The sequence below is a fragment of the Aeromicrobium tamlense genome (assembly GCF_013408555.1).
Lineage (GTDB): Bacteria > Actinomycetota > Actinomycetes > Propionibacteriales > Nocardioidaceae > Aeromicrobium > Aeromicrobium tamlense.
In genome coordinates this window covers 2721405-2736673 of the sequence record NZ_JACBZN010000001.1, presented here as the reverse complement: position 1 = coordinate 2736673, position 15269 = coordinate 2721405, and the positions used below count along the sequence as shown (strand labels likewise).

Genomic DNA, 15269 nt, shown 5'->3' with positions numbered 1-15269 from the left:
GAGGGGAATCCTGATGTCTCGTCCTGTCCTGCGCGGACTCACCGCGCTCGCCGTCGCGGCCGGTGCGGCCGTGGCGGTGCCGTCCGCGGCCACCGCCGCGCCCGACGGCTCCGGCCTCGTCATCAACGAGGTCTACGTCGACGGAGGCTCGGCCGGCGCGCCCTACAAGCTCAAGTTCATCGAGCTGCGCAACCCGACCGCGGCCGCGATCGACGTCTCCGGCTGGTCGGTCCAGTACCGGTCCTCCGGCGGAACGACCGCGTTCACCGGAGTGACGCCGCTGGGCTCTCACGAGGTGCAGCCCGGTGGCTCGTTCCTGGTGGCAGGACAGGGCAACAGCACGGCCGCCGGCGCCGACCTCCCGGCCCCCGACGTCACCGGGTCGATCAACCCCGCGGGCGCGTCGGGCACCATCGCGCTGGTCAGGTCGGAGACCGCCCTGACGGGCCAGCCGAGCGCCGTCCTCGCCGACGCGACCCTGGTGGACCTGGTGGGCTACGGCAGCACCAACACCTTCGAGGGCACGGCCCCGGCACCGCTCGACCCCGCCGTCGGCGAGTCCCTGGCGCGCACGGGCGGGGTCGACACCGATCAGAACGGTGCCGACTTCACGAAGCAGACGCCTCCGAGCCCCGTGGCATGCGGCACGGCGTGCGACGTGGCGCCTCCGCCGGTGCTGGACGCGACCATCGCCGAGATCCAGGGCACCGGCGCGGCCAGCCCTCTGGTCGGCAGGACGGTCCGCACGACCGGAGTCGTCACCGGCCACTACGCCTCGGGCGGCTTCAACGGCGCCTACATCCAGACACCCGGCACCGGCGGCACGGCGGGCCCGGCCTCGCACGGCCTCTTCGTCTTCGGCGCGTCCACCACGTTCGCGCAGTCGGTCGAGCTCGGCGACACGATCGACGTCACCGGCACCGTCTCGGAGTTCAACGGCCTGACGCAGGTCACCGCGGTGTCGTGGCAGGACGCGACGACGCCCGGCACGGTCACCCCGACCCCGGTCACGTTCCCGATGAGCCCGGGCCAGCGGGAGGCGCTCGAGGGCATGCTCGTCGACGCCACCTCGGGCACCTACACGCTGACGAACAACTACGGCACGAACACGTTCGGCGAGATCGGCCTGGCGGCCGGTGACACCGTGCTGCCGCAGCCGACCAACGAGGTCCGCCCGCGCACCTCGGCGTACGACGCGCTCGTCGCGCAGAACGCCGCGCGCGCGATCAGCATCGACGACGGCAAGAGCATCAACTTCACGTCGGGCGCCAACCGCGCGATCCCGGGTCCGTGGCTCACGCCCGGCAACGAGGTCCGCACGGGCGCGAAGGTGACGATCGACGATCCGATGATCATGGACTGGCGCAACAGCACCTGGAAGCTCCAGCCCACGCAGCCGTTCGCCGCCGGTGACGAGCCGGCCACGATCTCGTCGGAGAGCACGCGCGAGCCGGCGCCGAAGGACGTCGGCGGCGCGGTCAAGCTCGCCTCGTTCAACGTGCTGAACTACTTCACCACCACGGGCGAGGACTGGGTGGCCTCGGGCCGCGGCACGTGCACCTGGTACACCGACCGCGACGGCAACCGCATCACGGTCAACGAGTGCACGAACAACGGCCCCCGCGGTGCGGCCGACGACGCCAGCCTGGCGCGTCAGCAGGCCAAGATCGTGAAGGCGATCAACACGCTCGACGCCGACGTGCTGTCGCTCGAGGAGATCGAGGACACCGGCTCGCTCGGTGGCGCCGACCGTGACGAGGCCCTCAAGACCCTCGTCGCCGCGCTCAACGCCGACGCCGGCACCGAGCGCTGGGCACCCGTGCTGTCGCCGGCCGCGATCCCGACCTCGGGCCGCGACGTCATCCGCACCGCGTTCATCTACCAGCGCGACGTGGTCGAGCCGGTCGGTCCGTCGGTCATCCTCGACTCGCCCGCGTTCTCCAACGCCCGCGCCCCGCTGGCGCAGGAGTTCCGTCCGGTCGACGGCGACGCCGGCCAGGACTTCCTGGCGATCGTCAACCACTTCAAGTCCAAGGGCTCGGGCGAGGGGGTGAACGCCGACCAGGGCGACGGCCAGGGCGCGTCCAACCGCGCTCGCGTGGGCCAGGCCGAGGCGCTCGTCGACTTCGTGGCCTCGCTGGAGGAGCAGACCGACACCGACCGCGTCTTCCTGCTCGGCGACTTCAACTCCTACGCCAAGGAGGACCCGCTCGCGATCATCGAGGACGCCGGGTTCGTCAACGTCGACCAGCGCCTGACGAACGAGGAGACCTACCAGTTCGAGGGCATGCACGGCTCGCTCGACCACGTGTTCGCGTCCTCGGCCGCGTTCGCGCGGGTCACCGGCGCCGACGTGTGGACGATCAACGCGCCCGAGTCGATCGGCCGTGAGTACAGCCGCTTCAACAACAACGTGACGAGCCTGTTCGACGCGTCGACCCCGTACCGCGCCAGCGACCACGACCCCGTGATCGTCGGCTTCGACCCGGGTGCGGCGGCCGAGGTCGCCACCACGACCTCGGCGGACGTGCCCAAGGTCGTGTGGGCCGACGAGCCGTTCGACGTCGCCGTCACGGTCGGCTCGGCCGTGGGCTCGCCGCGCGGCACGGTCACGGTCTCGCTCGGCGACGAGGTGCTGGGCACGGCCGAGGTCTCCGGTGGTACCGCCACGGTGACGGTCCCGGCCGACACGCTGCGCGCCGGCCGTCACGTGCTCGACGTCGACTTCGCCGGCGAGGGCCGCTACGCCGACTCGACCGCGAAGGTCGCCGTCGACGTGCGCGCCGTGTCCACGCTGACCGCCAAGGCGGCGCGCGGCACCTACGGCAAGCCGACGGCGATCGCCGTCACGGGCGCCCCGGGTGCCAGCGGCCTGACGTACGCGACGGTCGACGGCCGCATCATCGCCTCGGCGATCATGCGCGACGGCACGGCCACGATCCGCGTGCCCGGCACCGCACTGCGTCCGGGCACCACGACGGTGCGGGTCTTCTACGGCGGCAGCCGCGACGTCGACCCGAGCGAGACCAGCGTCCGGGTCACGATCGCGAAGGCCCAGGCCACGGTTGCCGCGAAGGTGCTGAACGGCAAGGTCACCGACCGCACGCGCGCGAAGGTGCGCGTCACGGTCAGGACCCCGGGCTTCACCGAGAAGTCGGGCACGGTGCGGATCTACCGCGGCTCGAAGGTGATCGGCTCCGCGAAGGTCAAGGGCGGCAAGGCCACGGTCACGCTGCCGCGTCAGAGGTCCTCGGTGCGCCTGGTGGCGAAGTACGGCGGCTCGTCGCTGACGTCGCCCGCCAGCCGCGCATTCGTGCTGCGGGTGCGCTGAGGCAGGGGGACAGGCCGGACGGCCCCAGGATCGAGGGAGATCCTGGGGCCGTCCTCTGTCTAGCTGCGCAGGCTCGTCGGTGGCGCCGTGAAAGCCGCAGTCTCCGCGGAGTCGAGGTACTCGCGCAGGTCGCAGATCAAGCCGTCCTCGTCGAACCTGACGACCACGCACGCCGTGAGTCGGACGCGTGCGCCGTCGCTCAGGCGAGTCCCCTCGAGGACGTGCTGCTCGACGGCGCCACGCTCGAGGACGTCGACGCGGCGGTCGAGGTAGCGGCGGCCCCCGACCGTGCGGTCGAGCGCCCGCAGGACCCGGACGAGATCCGGGACGCGCATCCCGTGGCCCACCGTGCTCTGCCAGATGGTCGCGTCGGTCGAGAACAGGCGCGTGAAGGCGGCTTCGTCGCCGGTCTCCGCGGCCGTGGCCAGGGCGTCGAGTGCGACGACGAAGGGGTGGGACGCCTCGCGGAGGGTCGTCATGCGTCGATGCTCACGACGGCCTGACCTGTCGTGACGCCGTCGCCCGCGGCGACGTGCACGGCCGAGACGGTCCCGCCGGTGGTCGTGCGGATCGACTGCTCCATCTTCATCGCCTCCACCACGGCGACGACGTCGCCCTCCGAGACGACGGAGCCGGGTTCGACGCGGACCTGGAGCACGGTGGCGGTGAGGGGCGAGACGACGTCACCCTCGAGGGCCCGTCTCGTCGCGCCGGAGCGAACCTCGCCTCGGCGACCGGAGGAGGTCTCGGCATCGGCGACGCTCGGGGCGTAGGCGTCGAGCTGGAGGTCGCAGTCCTGCTCGATCCATCGGGTGTGCACGCCCAGCGGCAGCTCGGCGAAGTCTGGGTGCTCGACGATGCCACGGTGGAAGTCGGTCACCGTCGCGATGCCGTCGACGGAGAGCTCGGCGAGTGCGCGGCGTGCGCGCGCCAGGGCGGTCGCCCGGTCGGGGCCCGTGACGATCAGCTTGCCGATGAGCGAGTCGAAGTTCGTGGTGACGCGTTCGCCGGCCGTCACGCCGCCGTCCCAGCGAACCCCCGGACCCTGGGGAATCGAGAGCGAGCGCACCATCCCGGGGATCGGGAGGAAGTCCCGTCCCGGGTCCTCGGCGTTGATCCGGAACTCGATCGCGTGACGATCGGCCTCGACGGCGCCCGGCTGGACCAGCTCGTCATCGGCGATCCGCAGCTGAGCGGCGACCAGGTCCTCGCCCGTGGCCTCCTCGGTGACGCTGTGCTCGACCTGGAGTCGGGTGTTGACCTCGAGGAAGTAGAGATCTCCGCTCTCGTCCAGGAGGAACTCGCAGGTGGCCGCGCCGACGTAGCCGACCGCCTGCAGGATGGCGGTGGACACGTCGCACAGGTGGCGCACCTGCGCGCTGTCGAGCAGTGGCGCGGGCGCCTCCTCGACGAGCTTCTGACTGCGACGCTGGAGTGAGCAGTCGCGGGTGCTGACGATCCGGACGGTGCCGTTCCGGTCGACGAGGCACTGGGTCTCCACGTGGCGGACGTGGCTCAGGTGCCGCTCGACCATGCACGGGTTGGAGCCGAAGGCGACCTCGGCCTCCCGCCGTGCGGACTGCCACGCCTCAGCGACCTGGTCGATGGACGTCACCACCCGCTGGCCGCGTCCGCCTCCGCCCAGCACGGCCTTGATCACCACCGGGAGGCCGTGCTCGGCGACGAAGGCACGGACGTCCTCGACCGTCTCGACAGGACCGCCGCTGCCGGGGATCAGCCGGGCACCCGCCTCGGAGGCGATGTTGCGCGCGGAGGCCTTGTCCGCGAGGAGGTCGATGGCTCGCTCGGGCGGTCCGACCCAGGTCAGACCCGCTCCTGCGACGCGACGGGCGAACTCGGCGCTCTCGGAGAGGAAGCCGTAGCCGGGGTGAATGGCGTCCGCCCCGGACGCCAGCGCGGCGGCGAGGATCTCGTCGATGTCCAGATAGGCATGGGCGGTGCTGCGGCCCGGAAGCGGCATGGCCTCGTCGGCGAGCGACACGTACGCGGCGCCGGCGTCCTCGGCCGTGTGCAGCGCGACGGACGCCAGCCCGAGGTCGCGGCAGGCGCGGATGATCCGGATGGCGATCTCGCCACGATTGGCGATCAGTACCTTCTTCATGCGGTGTGCTCTCCGGTCGCGGTTCAGGGGAGGAACGGGGTGGGGGAGGGCCCGAGCTGGCGAGCCAGCGGCAGCTGCGCGTCACGGACGAACTGCACGACGAGGTCGCGGGTCTCCGCCGGGTCGACGATGTCCTGGCCGGTGGCCTCGGCGGTACGGAACGGTGACGTCACCGCCCGCAGCTGCGCCTCGATGCGCGCCTGCTCGGCCTCCGGGTCCGGTGCGGACTCGATCTGGCTGCGGAACGCGGCGTACGTGCCGCCGCTGATGTGCATGGAGCCCCACTGTGCGGTGGGCCAGGCGATGCGGCGGAACATCCCGGAGGCGCGGTGGTGCGTCTGTCCGCCGACGCCGAACAGTCGGCCCATGACGACGGTCATCCAGGGCATGCGGCTCCGGCACACGGACCACACCAGGCGGGCGCCGGCCGCTTCGATCCCGGCGCGCTCCGAGTCGGGGCCGACCAGGACGCCGGGCTCGTCGGCGAGGGAGACCAGGGGAAGGTGGAACTGGTCGCAGATCTGAATCAGCCGAATCGTCTTCATCGCGGCAGCGGTGTCCGTGGACCCGCCGAGCACCGCGGGGTCGTTCGCCATGATCCCCACGGGAAAGCCGTCGACGCGGGCCAGCCCGGTCACCCGTGAGCCACCGTAGGCGGGCGACAGCTCGAAGAACGTCGCCTCGTCGACGACCGCATCGATCACGGCGCGAGGGTCGAAGGGGGTCCTGGCGTCCTCGGGGATCACGTCGCGCAGGGTGTCCGGATCGGTACCGGGCCCGCGTGGTGCCGATCGCGGCGGCATCGTGTGCACGTTGGTCGGCAGGTACGACAGGAACGCGCGGACCTGAGCCAGGGCGTCGTGCTCGTCCACCGCCACGTTGTTCACCGACCCGCTCTCGTGGACGTGGACGCGCCAGCCACCGAGCTCCTCCTTGGTGATGTCCAGGCCGAGCGCGGCCTTCACCACCGGAGGCCCGCCGGGGAACAGCTGCGAGGTCTCCTTGACCATGACGTTGAAGTGGCCGAGGCACGCGGCGACCGCGGGCAGCCCGGCGACCGGCCCCATCACCGCTGACACGACCGGTGCGAGCTGGAGCAGCTCCACCTCGGGCGCGACGAAGGTGTTGCCGTCCGGGGGGTAGGTGCGGCCCAGGTCCAGAAAGCTCTTGACGCTGCCTCCGCTCGCGTCGAGGAGCCGGATGAGCGGAACTCCCATCTCCAGCGCGCGCTCCGCCGGCAGCGGCTCGCGCCCGAAGCCCACCGCATCGACTCCGCCCGCGCCGCCGCGAACCGTGAAGTCTCCGGCGCTCACGACGGCAGGGCGGGCCTCGATCTCGACGATCCCGTCGACCTGGCCCTTCGGGACGAAGTCACGCAGCTCGCCCTCGGGGGAGTACTCGGAGCGTCCGGTGAGGATGCCGAACTCTCGCAGTGAGCCGAGGTCGGCGAGCAGGTCGATGCGCTCGCGGGCGGTCAGCTTGCCCTGGGCGTGCTGGCGAGCCACCTGGTCGACGCCTCCGAGCCGCAGCGCGAGCGCGCGGCGGCGGTGGACCTCGTCGTGTCCGAGAGATGTTGTCACGCGAGAGTTCCTTCCCCAGCGCCATGGAACGGGCATAGCTAACTGAGCGATCGATCGGTTACGTTCGCGACGATAGGATGAACCACCGCGCCGCGTCAACGGCGACGACTGCGAAGGAGTGGCTGAGGCATGGCAGAGCGGAAGCAGCGTCCCCGGGGCGATCGGACGCGGGCGCGCCTCCTCGACGCCGCGCGGGCCGAGTTCGCCCAGCACGGCTTCGGAGGCGCATCGACGCGTGGCATCGCCGAGCGGGCCGGCATCAGCGCCTCGGCCCTGTACGCCCACCACCGCTCCAAGGAGGAGCTGCTCTTCCTCATCGCCAAGGAGGGGCACGAGAGCGCGCTGCACGGGATGCAGCGCGTCCTGGCCACCCAGACCGGTCCGGGTGCGCAGTTCGTCGGAGTGATGCGCGCGCTGAGCGCTGGTCACGCACGCGAGCAGTTCGTCTCGCACGTGCTGGCGAACGAGCTGGATTCGCTGAGTCCCCAGCACTTCGCGGAGGTGGCCGCGGTGCGGCGGGCCATGGTGGGCCTGGTGCGGGCGATCATCGACCGCGGCGTGGAGCTGGAGCTGTTCGAGAGTCCCCAGATCGACATGACGGTCACCGCCCTGTTCTCCCTGTGCGTCGACGTCGCGCGCTGGTACCGCCCGGACGGGCGGTGGACGCCGGAGGAGATCGGCGACCACTTCGCGCTGCTGGGGCTGCGCATGCTGAACGCCTCTCCTGAGGTGATCGACGCGGCGTTCGCCGCCGGCTGACGCCGACTGGCACCCACTCCTCGCCGCGAGTCGCCGCTCGCGGTGTCGTGCCCGTGTCTGCGCGGGCGGCACTTGAAACTAATCTCAACTTCTTCTTGCGTTGCGTGAGAGACGTCACATACGATCCCACTACCTGAGCGGTCGCTCAGGTAGACAGCGCCGACGAGGACGCTCGGCGCGCGGGAAGGAGTGAGGTAGTTGGATGCCATCAGGTCCCAAGACCTCGAGAAGCTGCTGGAGTACGACTTCGCGACGGCCGTGGAAGCGCTGGACCACCACGTGGGGGTGCGACCCGACCGCATCGCGATCACGTACGGCGAGACGGGCGAGGAGCTGACCTACGCCCAGTTCGGCGCTCGCACCGACGCGATCGCCGGAAACCTGGCGGAGCGATTCGCGGTGGACCGGGGAACCCGGGTGAGCGTGCTCTCCACCAACGCGATGGTCGCCGCCGCGTCGATGTACGGGCTCTGGAAGGCCGCCGCCGTCTACGCGCCCGTCAACTACCTCTACCGGGGCGAGCTCCTGGCCTACCAGCTCAACGACACGCGTCCCGCCCTGCTGATCGTCGACGAGGACCTCGTCCCGGCAGTCGAGGACATCAAGGGCGAGCTGACGGTCGACCCGACGGTGATCGTCGTGCCGGCGCAGGGATCGTCGCGGGCCTGGCCTCATGTCTTCGCCGACCTGCTGGGGGAGGCGAAGCGTCCTGACGTCACCCTGGCGTTCAACGACCCGGCCAACATCATCTACACGTCGGGGACCACGGGGCCGTCGAAGGGCGTCCTGCAGTCGCACCGCTGGGTCAACGGGTACACGTGGATCGGTCGCCGGATCCTCAACGAGGACGACGTCGTCTACAACGACCTCCCGCTGTACCACGTCGGCGGGGCTCACTACAACGTCGCGCGCGCCCTCTGGGTCGGGGCGGGCCTGCAGTTGTGGGACCGCTTCAGCCCCAGCGACTTCTGGCGCCGCATCAAGGCGGGCGGGTGCACCACGGCGACCCTGCTGGACGTCATGATCACGTGGCTGCAGAAGCAGGAGCCCCGGGACGACGACCGCGAGAACGCGCTCAACAAGGTGGTGCTGGGTCCCGTACCGGCGAACCACCAGGAGTTCGCGCGGCGCTTCGGGATCGACTTCGCTCTCACGGGGTTCGGCCAGTCCGAGTCCGGCAGCGCGATGATGACCCTCGTCGAGGAGCTCCCGCAGGGCGAGGGCACGCCGGAGTCGGTCTACCGAGGCCTCGACCACGCCACGATCCGCGCCTCCTTCGTGGAGGCCGGGATGCTGGTCCTCGACGGGCCGGACCCGCGGGTGATCAAGGGGATCCTCGGCACGCCCAGCCCGTTCTTCGAGGTCGCCGTGCTGGACCAGGACGACCGACCCTGCGCACCGGGTGAGGTCGGGCAGCTGGCGATGCGGCCGGCGCTGTCCGAGCTGATCTTCACCGAGTACCTCGCCAAGCCCGAGGCCACCGCCAAGGCCTTCGCCAACCTGTGGTTCCACACCGGTGACGCCGCGAGGGTCGACGAGCACGACGTCTTCCACTTCGTCGATCGACTCGGCGATCGCATCCGCGTTCGCGGGGAGAACATCTCGGGTGCGCAGGTCGAGGAGCAGATCGCCCGCCACCCGAGTGTCCAGCTCGCTGCGGTCATCGCGGTGCCGAGCGACGAGGGCTACGAGGACGCGATCGTCGCGTTCGTCGAGCTGGTGGAGGGGCGCGCCTTCGACGAGGCGGCGCTCGATGCGCACTGCAAGGCGGTCATGCCGAAGTTCATGTGGCCCACGCGGATCCTCCCGGTGGACAAGATCCCGCACACACCGACCAACAAGATCGAGAAGTACAAGCTGCGCCAGCTGTTCAAGGAAGGACAGACGCTGTGAGGATCGCCAAGACGATGAAGGTGGTGGCTGCGGCCGCCCTGATGACCGCGGTGCTGTCCGCCTGCGGGGGCTCGGACGAGAAGTCGGCAGGGTCGACCACGCTGCGGGTCGCGGCCCAGTCGGACGTGTCCTCGCTCGACCCCATCCGCGGCAACTCCGGCAACGATCACGTGATGCTCTTCCCGATCTACGACACGCTGGTGTCGTTCGACGAGGGTCTTCAGCCGCAGCCCGGGCTCGTGGAGTCCTGGGACTCGCCGAGCCCGAACGAGCTGACGCTGACCCTTCGGTCGGGCGTCACGTTCCACGACGGAGAGCCCCTCGATGCCGACGCCGTCAAGGTCAACCTCGATCGCGCGCGCGCCGAGGACTCGGTCGCGGCCGCTGACCTGGCGTCGATCGAGAACGTGCGGGTCGATGACGAGCTCGTCGTGACGCTGGAGCTGAGCCGTCCTGACGCCTCGTTGCTGCTGGTCCTGGCCGATCGCGCCGGCATGATGGTCTCGCCGGCGGCGCTGGAGGCGAACGACAACGACGTGAGCCGCAACCCGGTCGGCGCGGGCGGCTGGAAGCTGTCGGACTGGAAGCAGGGCAACGAGCTCCGCCTGGAGAGGTTCGACGACTACTGGGACGAGGACGCCGAGCGCGCCGAGAGCCTGAGGATCAAGATCATCACCGACCCGCGCACCCGCGTGACCGCCATGCGCTCCGGGCAGCAGGACATCGCGCTCGACGTCCAGCCGGTCGACGCCGAGTCATTGGAGAAGGAGAAGTCCGTCGTCCTCGAGTCGCAGACGAGCCTGTTGGTGCACGGCATGTACATGAACACGAGCGCGCCGCAGTTCTCCGATGCCACGGTGCGCCGGGCGCTGGCGTTGGCGATCGACCGCGACACGATCGTCAAGAACGCGCTGTTCGGGCACGGGCAGCCGGCCAGCGGTGTGCTGCCTGACGGGTACTGGGCGGAGACGCCGGACTCGGTCGACTACGCCTACGACCCCGACGAGGCGAAGCGACTGCTGGCCGAGGCCGGTGAGCCGGACCTCGAGTTCGACATGCTCAGCCGCAGCGACACCTCGAGCGTTCGCCTGGCCGAGATCCTGAAGGACCAGTGGGCGGCGGTGGGCGTGACGGTCAACATCCTCCCGCGCGACGTGGTCGAGGCCACGGACCAGTACTTCAACCAGAAGAGCAGTCCGGCCTACCTCGCCGGCTGGTCGGGACGTCCTGACCCGAGCATGACCTACCGGTCGCTGTTCGACGCCAAGGGCTACTACAACGTCGGCGGCCTCGACATCGACGGGATGGCCGAGGCGATCGGTGCGGCGGACCAGTCCTTCGACCTGGACGAGCGCGTGGTCGGCCTGGACGCCGCGGCCGTCGCGGCGTACGAGAGCACCCCGTTCCTTCCGGTGGCGTTCCAGGATGCGCTGATCGCGCGGAGCGACAAGGTCCAGGGCTTCCAGATGAACCAGATGGGCAAGCCCAAGTTCATCGGCATCACGGTGGACTGACGGGCCCATCAGGGGGAGGACGGCTCCGGGACCGTCGGGATCCCGGAGTCGTCCGGCGCGCGCGTCGGGTCAGCGCACCCGCCCGGTGACGAGCAGGTACTCCCACTGCATCGTGAAGCCGGCCTCGTCGCGCGTCCCCTCGCGCTCGCCGAGGGCCGCGAGGTCGCGGTCGAGCTCGGCGGTGCGGTCGGGGTCGCCGGCGTGGGCCGCGTAGGCCGCGATCGTCGGACCGTAGTGCTTCGCGAAGTAGTCGCGGAACTGCTCGCCGCCCTCGAAGAGGGTGACGGGGAGCGTCATCCGCCGCAGCTCGAGGTCCTCGACGCGGTCGCCGAGCAGCTCGCGGACGTGATCCTCCTGGCCCCACAGCGGGGGCGGGGAGACGCCCGGGGGCGGCGGCGGGACGTACTGCTTCATCGTCGCGAACAGCCGGCCGATCGTGCCCTCGGGCGTCCAGCAGACGAGGCCCATCCGGCCGCCGGGGCGGGCCGTGCGGACCAGCTCGTCGGCCGCTCGCTGGTGGTGCGGCGCGAACATCACGCCGATGCACGACATGACGACGTCGAACGCGTCGTCCTCGTACGGCAGCGCCTCGGCGTCCGCGACGTCCCACGCGAGGGTGTCGTCGGGGTGGGACTCGCGGCCCACGTCGAGGAGCTCGGGCGTGAGGTCGGACGCGACGGCGTCGGCCCCGCGGCGGGCGGCGCGGACGGCCGCGCTGCCGGTGCCGGCCGCGACGTCGAGGACGCGCTCGCCGCTCTGGACGTCGAGGGCGTCGACGAGGACGCCGCCCAGCGGGGAGACGATCTCGCGGCAGACGCGGTCGTAGTCGCCGAGTGCCCACATCCTGCGGTGACGAGCCTTCAGCTCGAGGTCCTGCTGTGCTGCGGTGTCGGTGGTCTCAGTGGTGCTCATGGGACTTCCTTCTGTGCTTCGTTGCCTTCCGACAGAGTCCGTCCAGCGGCCGTGGTGATACCAGTTCTGTTTCTGTACCGCCCGATCGGACGGTGGCGCGGCGGCGTGGCGCAGGCGCACGATGGGCGGGACGAAGGGGTGACCCATGGCGACGTCCTACGGCCAGTTCTGTCCACTCGCGAAGGCGATGGAGATCCTCGACGAGCGGTGGACGGTCCTGATCGTCCGCGAGCTCCTGCTCGGCAGCACGCGGTTCAACGAGCTCCGGCGCGGCGTGCCGCGGATGTCGCCGGCGCTGCTGTCCAAGCGGCTCCAGGCTCTCGAGCGGCACGGGATCGTCGACCACGAGGACGGCCACTACCGGCTGACCGAGTGCGGTCGCGACCTGCACACCGCCGTGATGAGCCTGGGCGTCTGGGGACTGCGCTGGATCGAGGACTTCGGCGACGAGGACCTCGACCCGCACCTGCTGATGTGGGACGTGCGGCGCACCGTGCCGACCGCGTCGTGGCCGCCGGGACGCACGTGCGTGGCGGTGGAGTTCACCGACCTGCAGCGGGCGCGCCGGTGGTGGCTCGTGGTCGCGGGCGGCCAAGTCGACGCGTGCGACTACGACCCGGGCTTCGAGGTGACGGCCACGGTGCGCGCCACCTTGCGCACGCTCACGCACGTGTGGCGCGGCGACGTCTCGTGGGAGCGGGCGATGCGCGCACGGCAGGTCGAGATCGAGGCGCCGCGCGACGTCCGCCGGGACGTGCCCGACTGGTTCGGCCGGTCGATGCTGGCCGACGCGCTGGCGGCGCAGGCCGCGGTCAGCGCGGGATGACGACCTCGAGCAGCGTGGCGGTGCCGACGTCCAGCTGGGCCCACGGGCGGGCGACGTCGAGGACGGCGATGGCCGAGGTCGGGAAGCCCGCGCGGACCTCGTTCACGACGGCGGGGTCGGACTCCTCGCTCGCGAGCCGGGCGGCCAGGCCGGGGGTGCCCGGGGCGTGGCCGACGAGCAGCACGGTGTCGGCCGACGCCTCGACCGACTGGACCGCCTCCAGCAGGCTCCCGGTCCAGCCCTCGTAGATCGAGTCGAGGAAGGTCGTCGGCGCCTCGAGGCCCGTGGCGGCGAGGGTCTCGCGCGTGCGGATGGCGGTCGAGCAGATCACGGCGTCGACCGAGCCCACGTGCTCGCGGATCCAGTCACCGGCGAGCGCGGCCTCGCGCCGTCCGCGATCGGCGAGCGGCCGCTCGAAGTCCTCGACCCCGTCCGGGAACGCGGCCTTGCCGTGGCGCATCAGCAGCAGTCGGCTCATGGCTCGAGTCTAGGCAGCCTCGGGCCGTCCGGTCCCGGACGCGAGATGTGTAGCGGTGTCCACCGTTTTTCGGCCGATTCGACCGAGAAAGGGTGGATACCGCTACACATCTGGCGCGCCGGAGGCGCGGAGTCAGGCGCGGGCGATGCCGACCATCTCGTCGCGCGGGACGACCTTCTTGCGCTCGCGCGGGTGGGTGTCGGAGGCGCCGAGGCTCTCCTCGTGGGCGTCCAGCTTCTCCCAGCCCTCCCACGTCGTGTACTCGATGCCGCGGCTGTCGAGGTGACGGTCGAAGGCCTCGCGCTCGGCGAACTCCGGGGCCGGCAGGCTCGGCAGGTCCTCGACGAGCATCTTGATCGTCTGGGCCGCGTCGGACTTGGTGTGGCCGATCAGGCCGACCGGGCCGCGCTTGATCCAGCCGGTGGCGTAGACGCCCTCGATCGGCGAGCCGTCGATGTCGAGCACGTGGCCGCCGTCGTTGGGCAGGACGCCCGCGTTGGCGTCGAACGGCAGGCCCGGCAGGTTGTCGGAGTAGTAGCCGATCGCGCGGTAGACGGCCTGGACGGGCCAGTCCTTGAACTCGCCGGTGCCGCGGACGTTGCCGGTGCCGTCGAGCTCGGTGATCTCGGTGCGCAGGCCCACCACGCGCCCGTCCTCGCCGAGGATCTCGACGGGGTTCTGGCAGAAGTGGATGTGGATCCGGTGGGGCGCGCCCGACGGCTCCTTGGCCAGGTAGTCGCCGAGCACCTTGACGACGAGCTTCTGGCTCTTGGCGGCGGCGAGCGCCTCCATGGAGCCGTGGTCGAACTCGTAGCCCTCGGGGTGCACGATGACGTCGATCGTGGGGGAGTGCGACAGCTCGCGCAGCTCCATCGGGGTGAACTTCACCTGGGCCGGGCCGCGGCGCGCGAACACGTGCACGTCGGTGGTGGCGTTGTTCTTGAGGCCCTCGTAGACGTTGTCGGGGATCTCGGTGACGAGCAGCTCGTCGGCGGTCTTGGCCAGGATGCGGGCGACGTCGAGGCCCACGTTGCCGACGCCGAGGACGGCGACCTCCTTGGCGTGGGGCTGGAAGTCCCACTCGCGGGGCGCGTCGGGGTGGCCGTCGTACCAGTAGACGAAGTCGGCCGCGCCGTACGAGCCGTCGAGGTCGATGCCCGGCAGGTTCAGCTCGCGGTCGCGGCGCGCGCCGGTGGCGAACACGACGGCGTCGTAGAAGCCCTTGAGGTCCTCGAGCTTGATGTCGGTGCCGAAGTTGACGTTGCCGAAGAAGCGGATGTCCTCGTTGGCCATCACGCGCTTGAGCGCCTTGATGATCTCCTTGATCCGCGGGTGATCGGGGGCGACGCCGTAGCGGATCAGGCCGAACGGGGTGGGGTCGCGGTCGAGGATGTCGACGGTGACGTCGAGGTCCTCGGTCTTGGTGAGGATGTCGGCCGCGTACACGCCAGCGGGGCCGGCGCCGACGACGGCGACGCGCACCTTCCTGTCCACAGTCATGAGGCAAGCCTAAGACTCGCGCCCCAACGCCTCGGCACCCGACCGCCATCTGGACCGGCGCACGACCCAGGACCTCGGGATCGGCCCGTGATAGTGGGGGAAGTCCTCGGTGCCGCGCGGTCCCTCGGCGGCCTCCCAGCGCAGCAGCGGGTCGCCGGCCGGTACCTCGATCCGCAGCACCAGGAGGTCCTCGACCCCGGCGAAGAACAGCGCCGCGGTCCCGGCGACCTGCTCGGCGGTGGAGAGGTGCACGAAGCCCTCGGTCCCCAGCGAGGCCGGGGCGTACGCGTCACCGACCTCGCGCCACACGGACTCGGACACGAGGTGGAACAGGCGATCGCTCGTCACCCGTCG

General features: G+C 70.9%; 12 protein-coding genes. 5 read left to right on the top strand and 7 right to left on the bottom strand.

What is annotated here, in order from left to right:
- The first annotated feature begins 13 nt into the window (after window positions 1-13).
- Window positions 14-3331 carry an ExeM/NucH family extracellular endonuclease gene (locus BJ975_RS13465; RefSeq protein ID WP_179426765.1) on the top strand — a complete coding sequence of 1106 codons (3318 nt, stop codon included), beginning with the start codon at window positions 14-16 and terminating at the stop codon, window positions 3329-3331.
- Between the two features lie 59 nt (window positions 3332-3390).
- Here the strand turns inward: BJ975_RS13465 and BJ975_RS13460 are convergent, their stop codons facing one another.
- The 3 genes from BJ975_RS13460 to BJ975_RS13450 are packed head-to-tail and all read right to left on the bottom strand — an operon-like array spanning window position 3391 to window position 7033.
- A complete protein-coding gene (locus BJ975_RS13460; protein WP_179426763.1) occupies window positions 3391-3810 on the bottom strand; it encodes a nuclear transport factor 2 family protein in 420 nt (139 codons plus the stop codon).
- Window positions 3807-5453 (bottom strand): acetyl/propionyl/methylcrotonyl-CoA carboxylase subunit alpha, encoded by a 1647-nt coding sequence (locus BJ975_RS13455; protein ID WP_179426761.1) that lies wholly within the window; start codon window positions 5451-5453, stop codon window positions 3807-3809. The genes BJ975_RS13460 and BJ975_RS13455 overlap by 4 nt, the downstream gene beginning before the upstream one ends.
- 23 nt (window positions 5454-5476) lie before the next feature.
- Window positions 5477-7033, bottom strand: coding sequence for an acyl-CoA carboxylase subunit beta (locus BJ975_RS13450; protein WP_179426759.1), 1557 nt, complete (start codon window positions 7031-7033; stop codon window positions 5477-5479).
- 129 nt (window positions 7034-7162) lie between these two features.
- On the opposite strand from BJ975_RS13450, the gene BJ975_RS13445 reads away from it, so the two are divergent.
- The 3 genes from BJ975_RS13445 (at window position 7163) to BJ975_RS13435 (ending at window position 11199) form a co-directional block, all read left to right on the top strand.
- Entirely contained in the window at window positions 7163-7792 is a 630-nt protein-coding gene (locus BJ975_RS13445; RefSeq protein WP_179426757.1) for a TetR/AcrR family transcriptional regulator, read from the top strand.
- A gap of 198 nt (window positions 7793-7990) precedes the next feature.
- Window positions 7991-9685, top strand: a complete 1695-nt coding sequence (locus BJ975_RS13440) for a class I adenylate-forming enzyme family protein (RefSeq protein WP_179426755.1) — start codon at window positions 7991-7993, stop codon at window positions 9683-9685.
- Window positions 9682-11199, top strand: a complete 1518-nt coding sequence (locus BJ975_RS13435) for an ABC transporter substrate-binding protein (RefSeq protein WP_179426753.1) — start codon at window positions 9682-9684, stop codon at window positions 11197-11199. Before BJ975_RS13440 ends, BJ975_RS13435 begins: the two co-directional genes overlap by 4 nt.
- A gap of 69 nt (window positions 11200-11268) precedes the next feature.
- Here the strand turns inward: BJ975_RS13435 and BJ975_RS13430 are convergent, their stop codons facing one another.
- Window positions 11269-12111 (bottom strand): class I SAM-dependent methyltransferase, encoded by an 843-nt coding sequence (locus tag BJ975_RS13430; protein ID WP_179426751.1) that lies wholly within the window; start codon window positions 12109-12111, stop codon window positions 11269-11271.
- Window positions 12112-12256: 145 nt separating this feature from the next.
- On the opposite strand from BJ975_RS13430, the gene BJ975_RS13425 reads away from it, so the two are divergent.
- Complete coding sequence (locus BJ975_RS13425) at window positions 12257-12937, top strand: winged helix-turn-helix transcriptional regulator (RefSeq protein ID WP_179426749.1); 681 nt, start codon at window positions 12257-12259, stop codon at window positions 12935-12937.
- Here the strand turns inward: BJ975_RS13425 and BJ975_RS13420 are convergent.
- From BJ975_RS13420 to BJ975_RS13410, 3 genes are all read right to left on the bottom strand, one after another.
- Window positions 12924-13415, bottom strand: coding sequence for a SixA phosphatase family protein (locus BJ975_RS13420; RefSeq protein WP_179426747.1), 492 nt, complete (start codon window positions 13413-13415; stop codon window positions 12924-12926). The two genes, BJ975_RS13425 and BJ975_RS13420, sit on opposite strands and share 14 nt — an antisense overlap.
- A 132-nt stretch (window positions 13416-13547) precedes the next feature.
- A complete protein-coding gene (locus BJ975_RS13415) occupies window positions 13548-14915 on the bottom strand; it encodes an FAD-dependent oxidoreductase (protein WP_179426745.1) in 1368 nt (455 codons plus the stop codon).
- Between the two features lie 9 nt (window positions 14916-14924).
- Window positions 14925-15263: a DUF952 domain-containing protein gene (locus BJ975_RS13410; protein ID WP_218845933.1), complete on the bottom strand. Its 339-nt coding sequence runs from the start codon at window positions 15261-15263 to the stop codon at window positions 14925-14927.
- Window positions 15264-15269 lie beyond the last annotated feature (6 nt).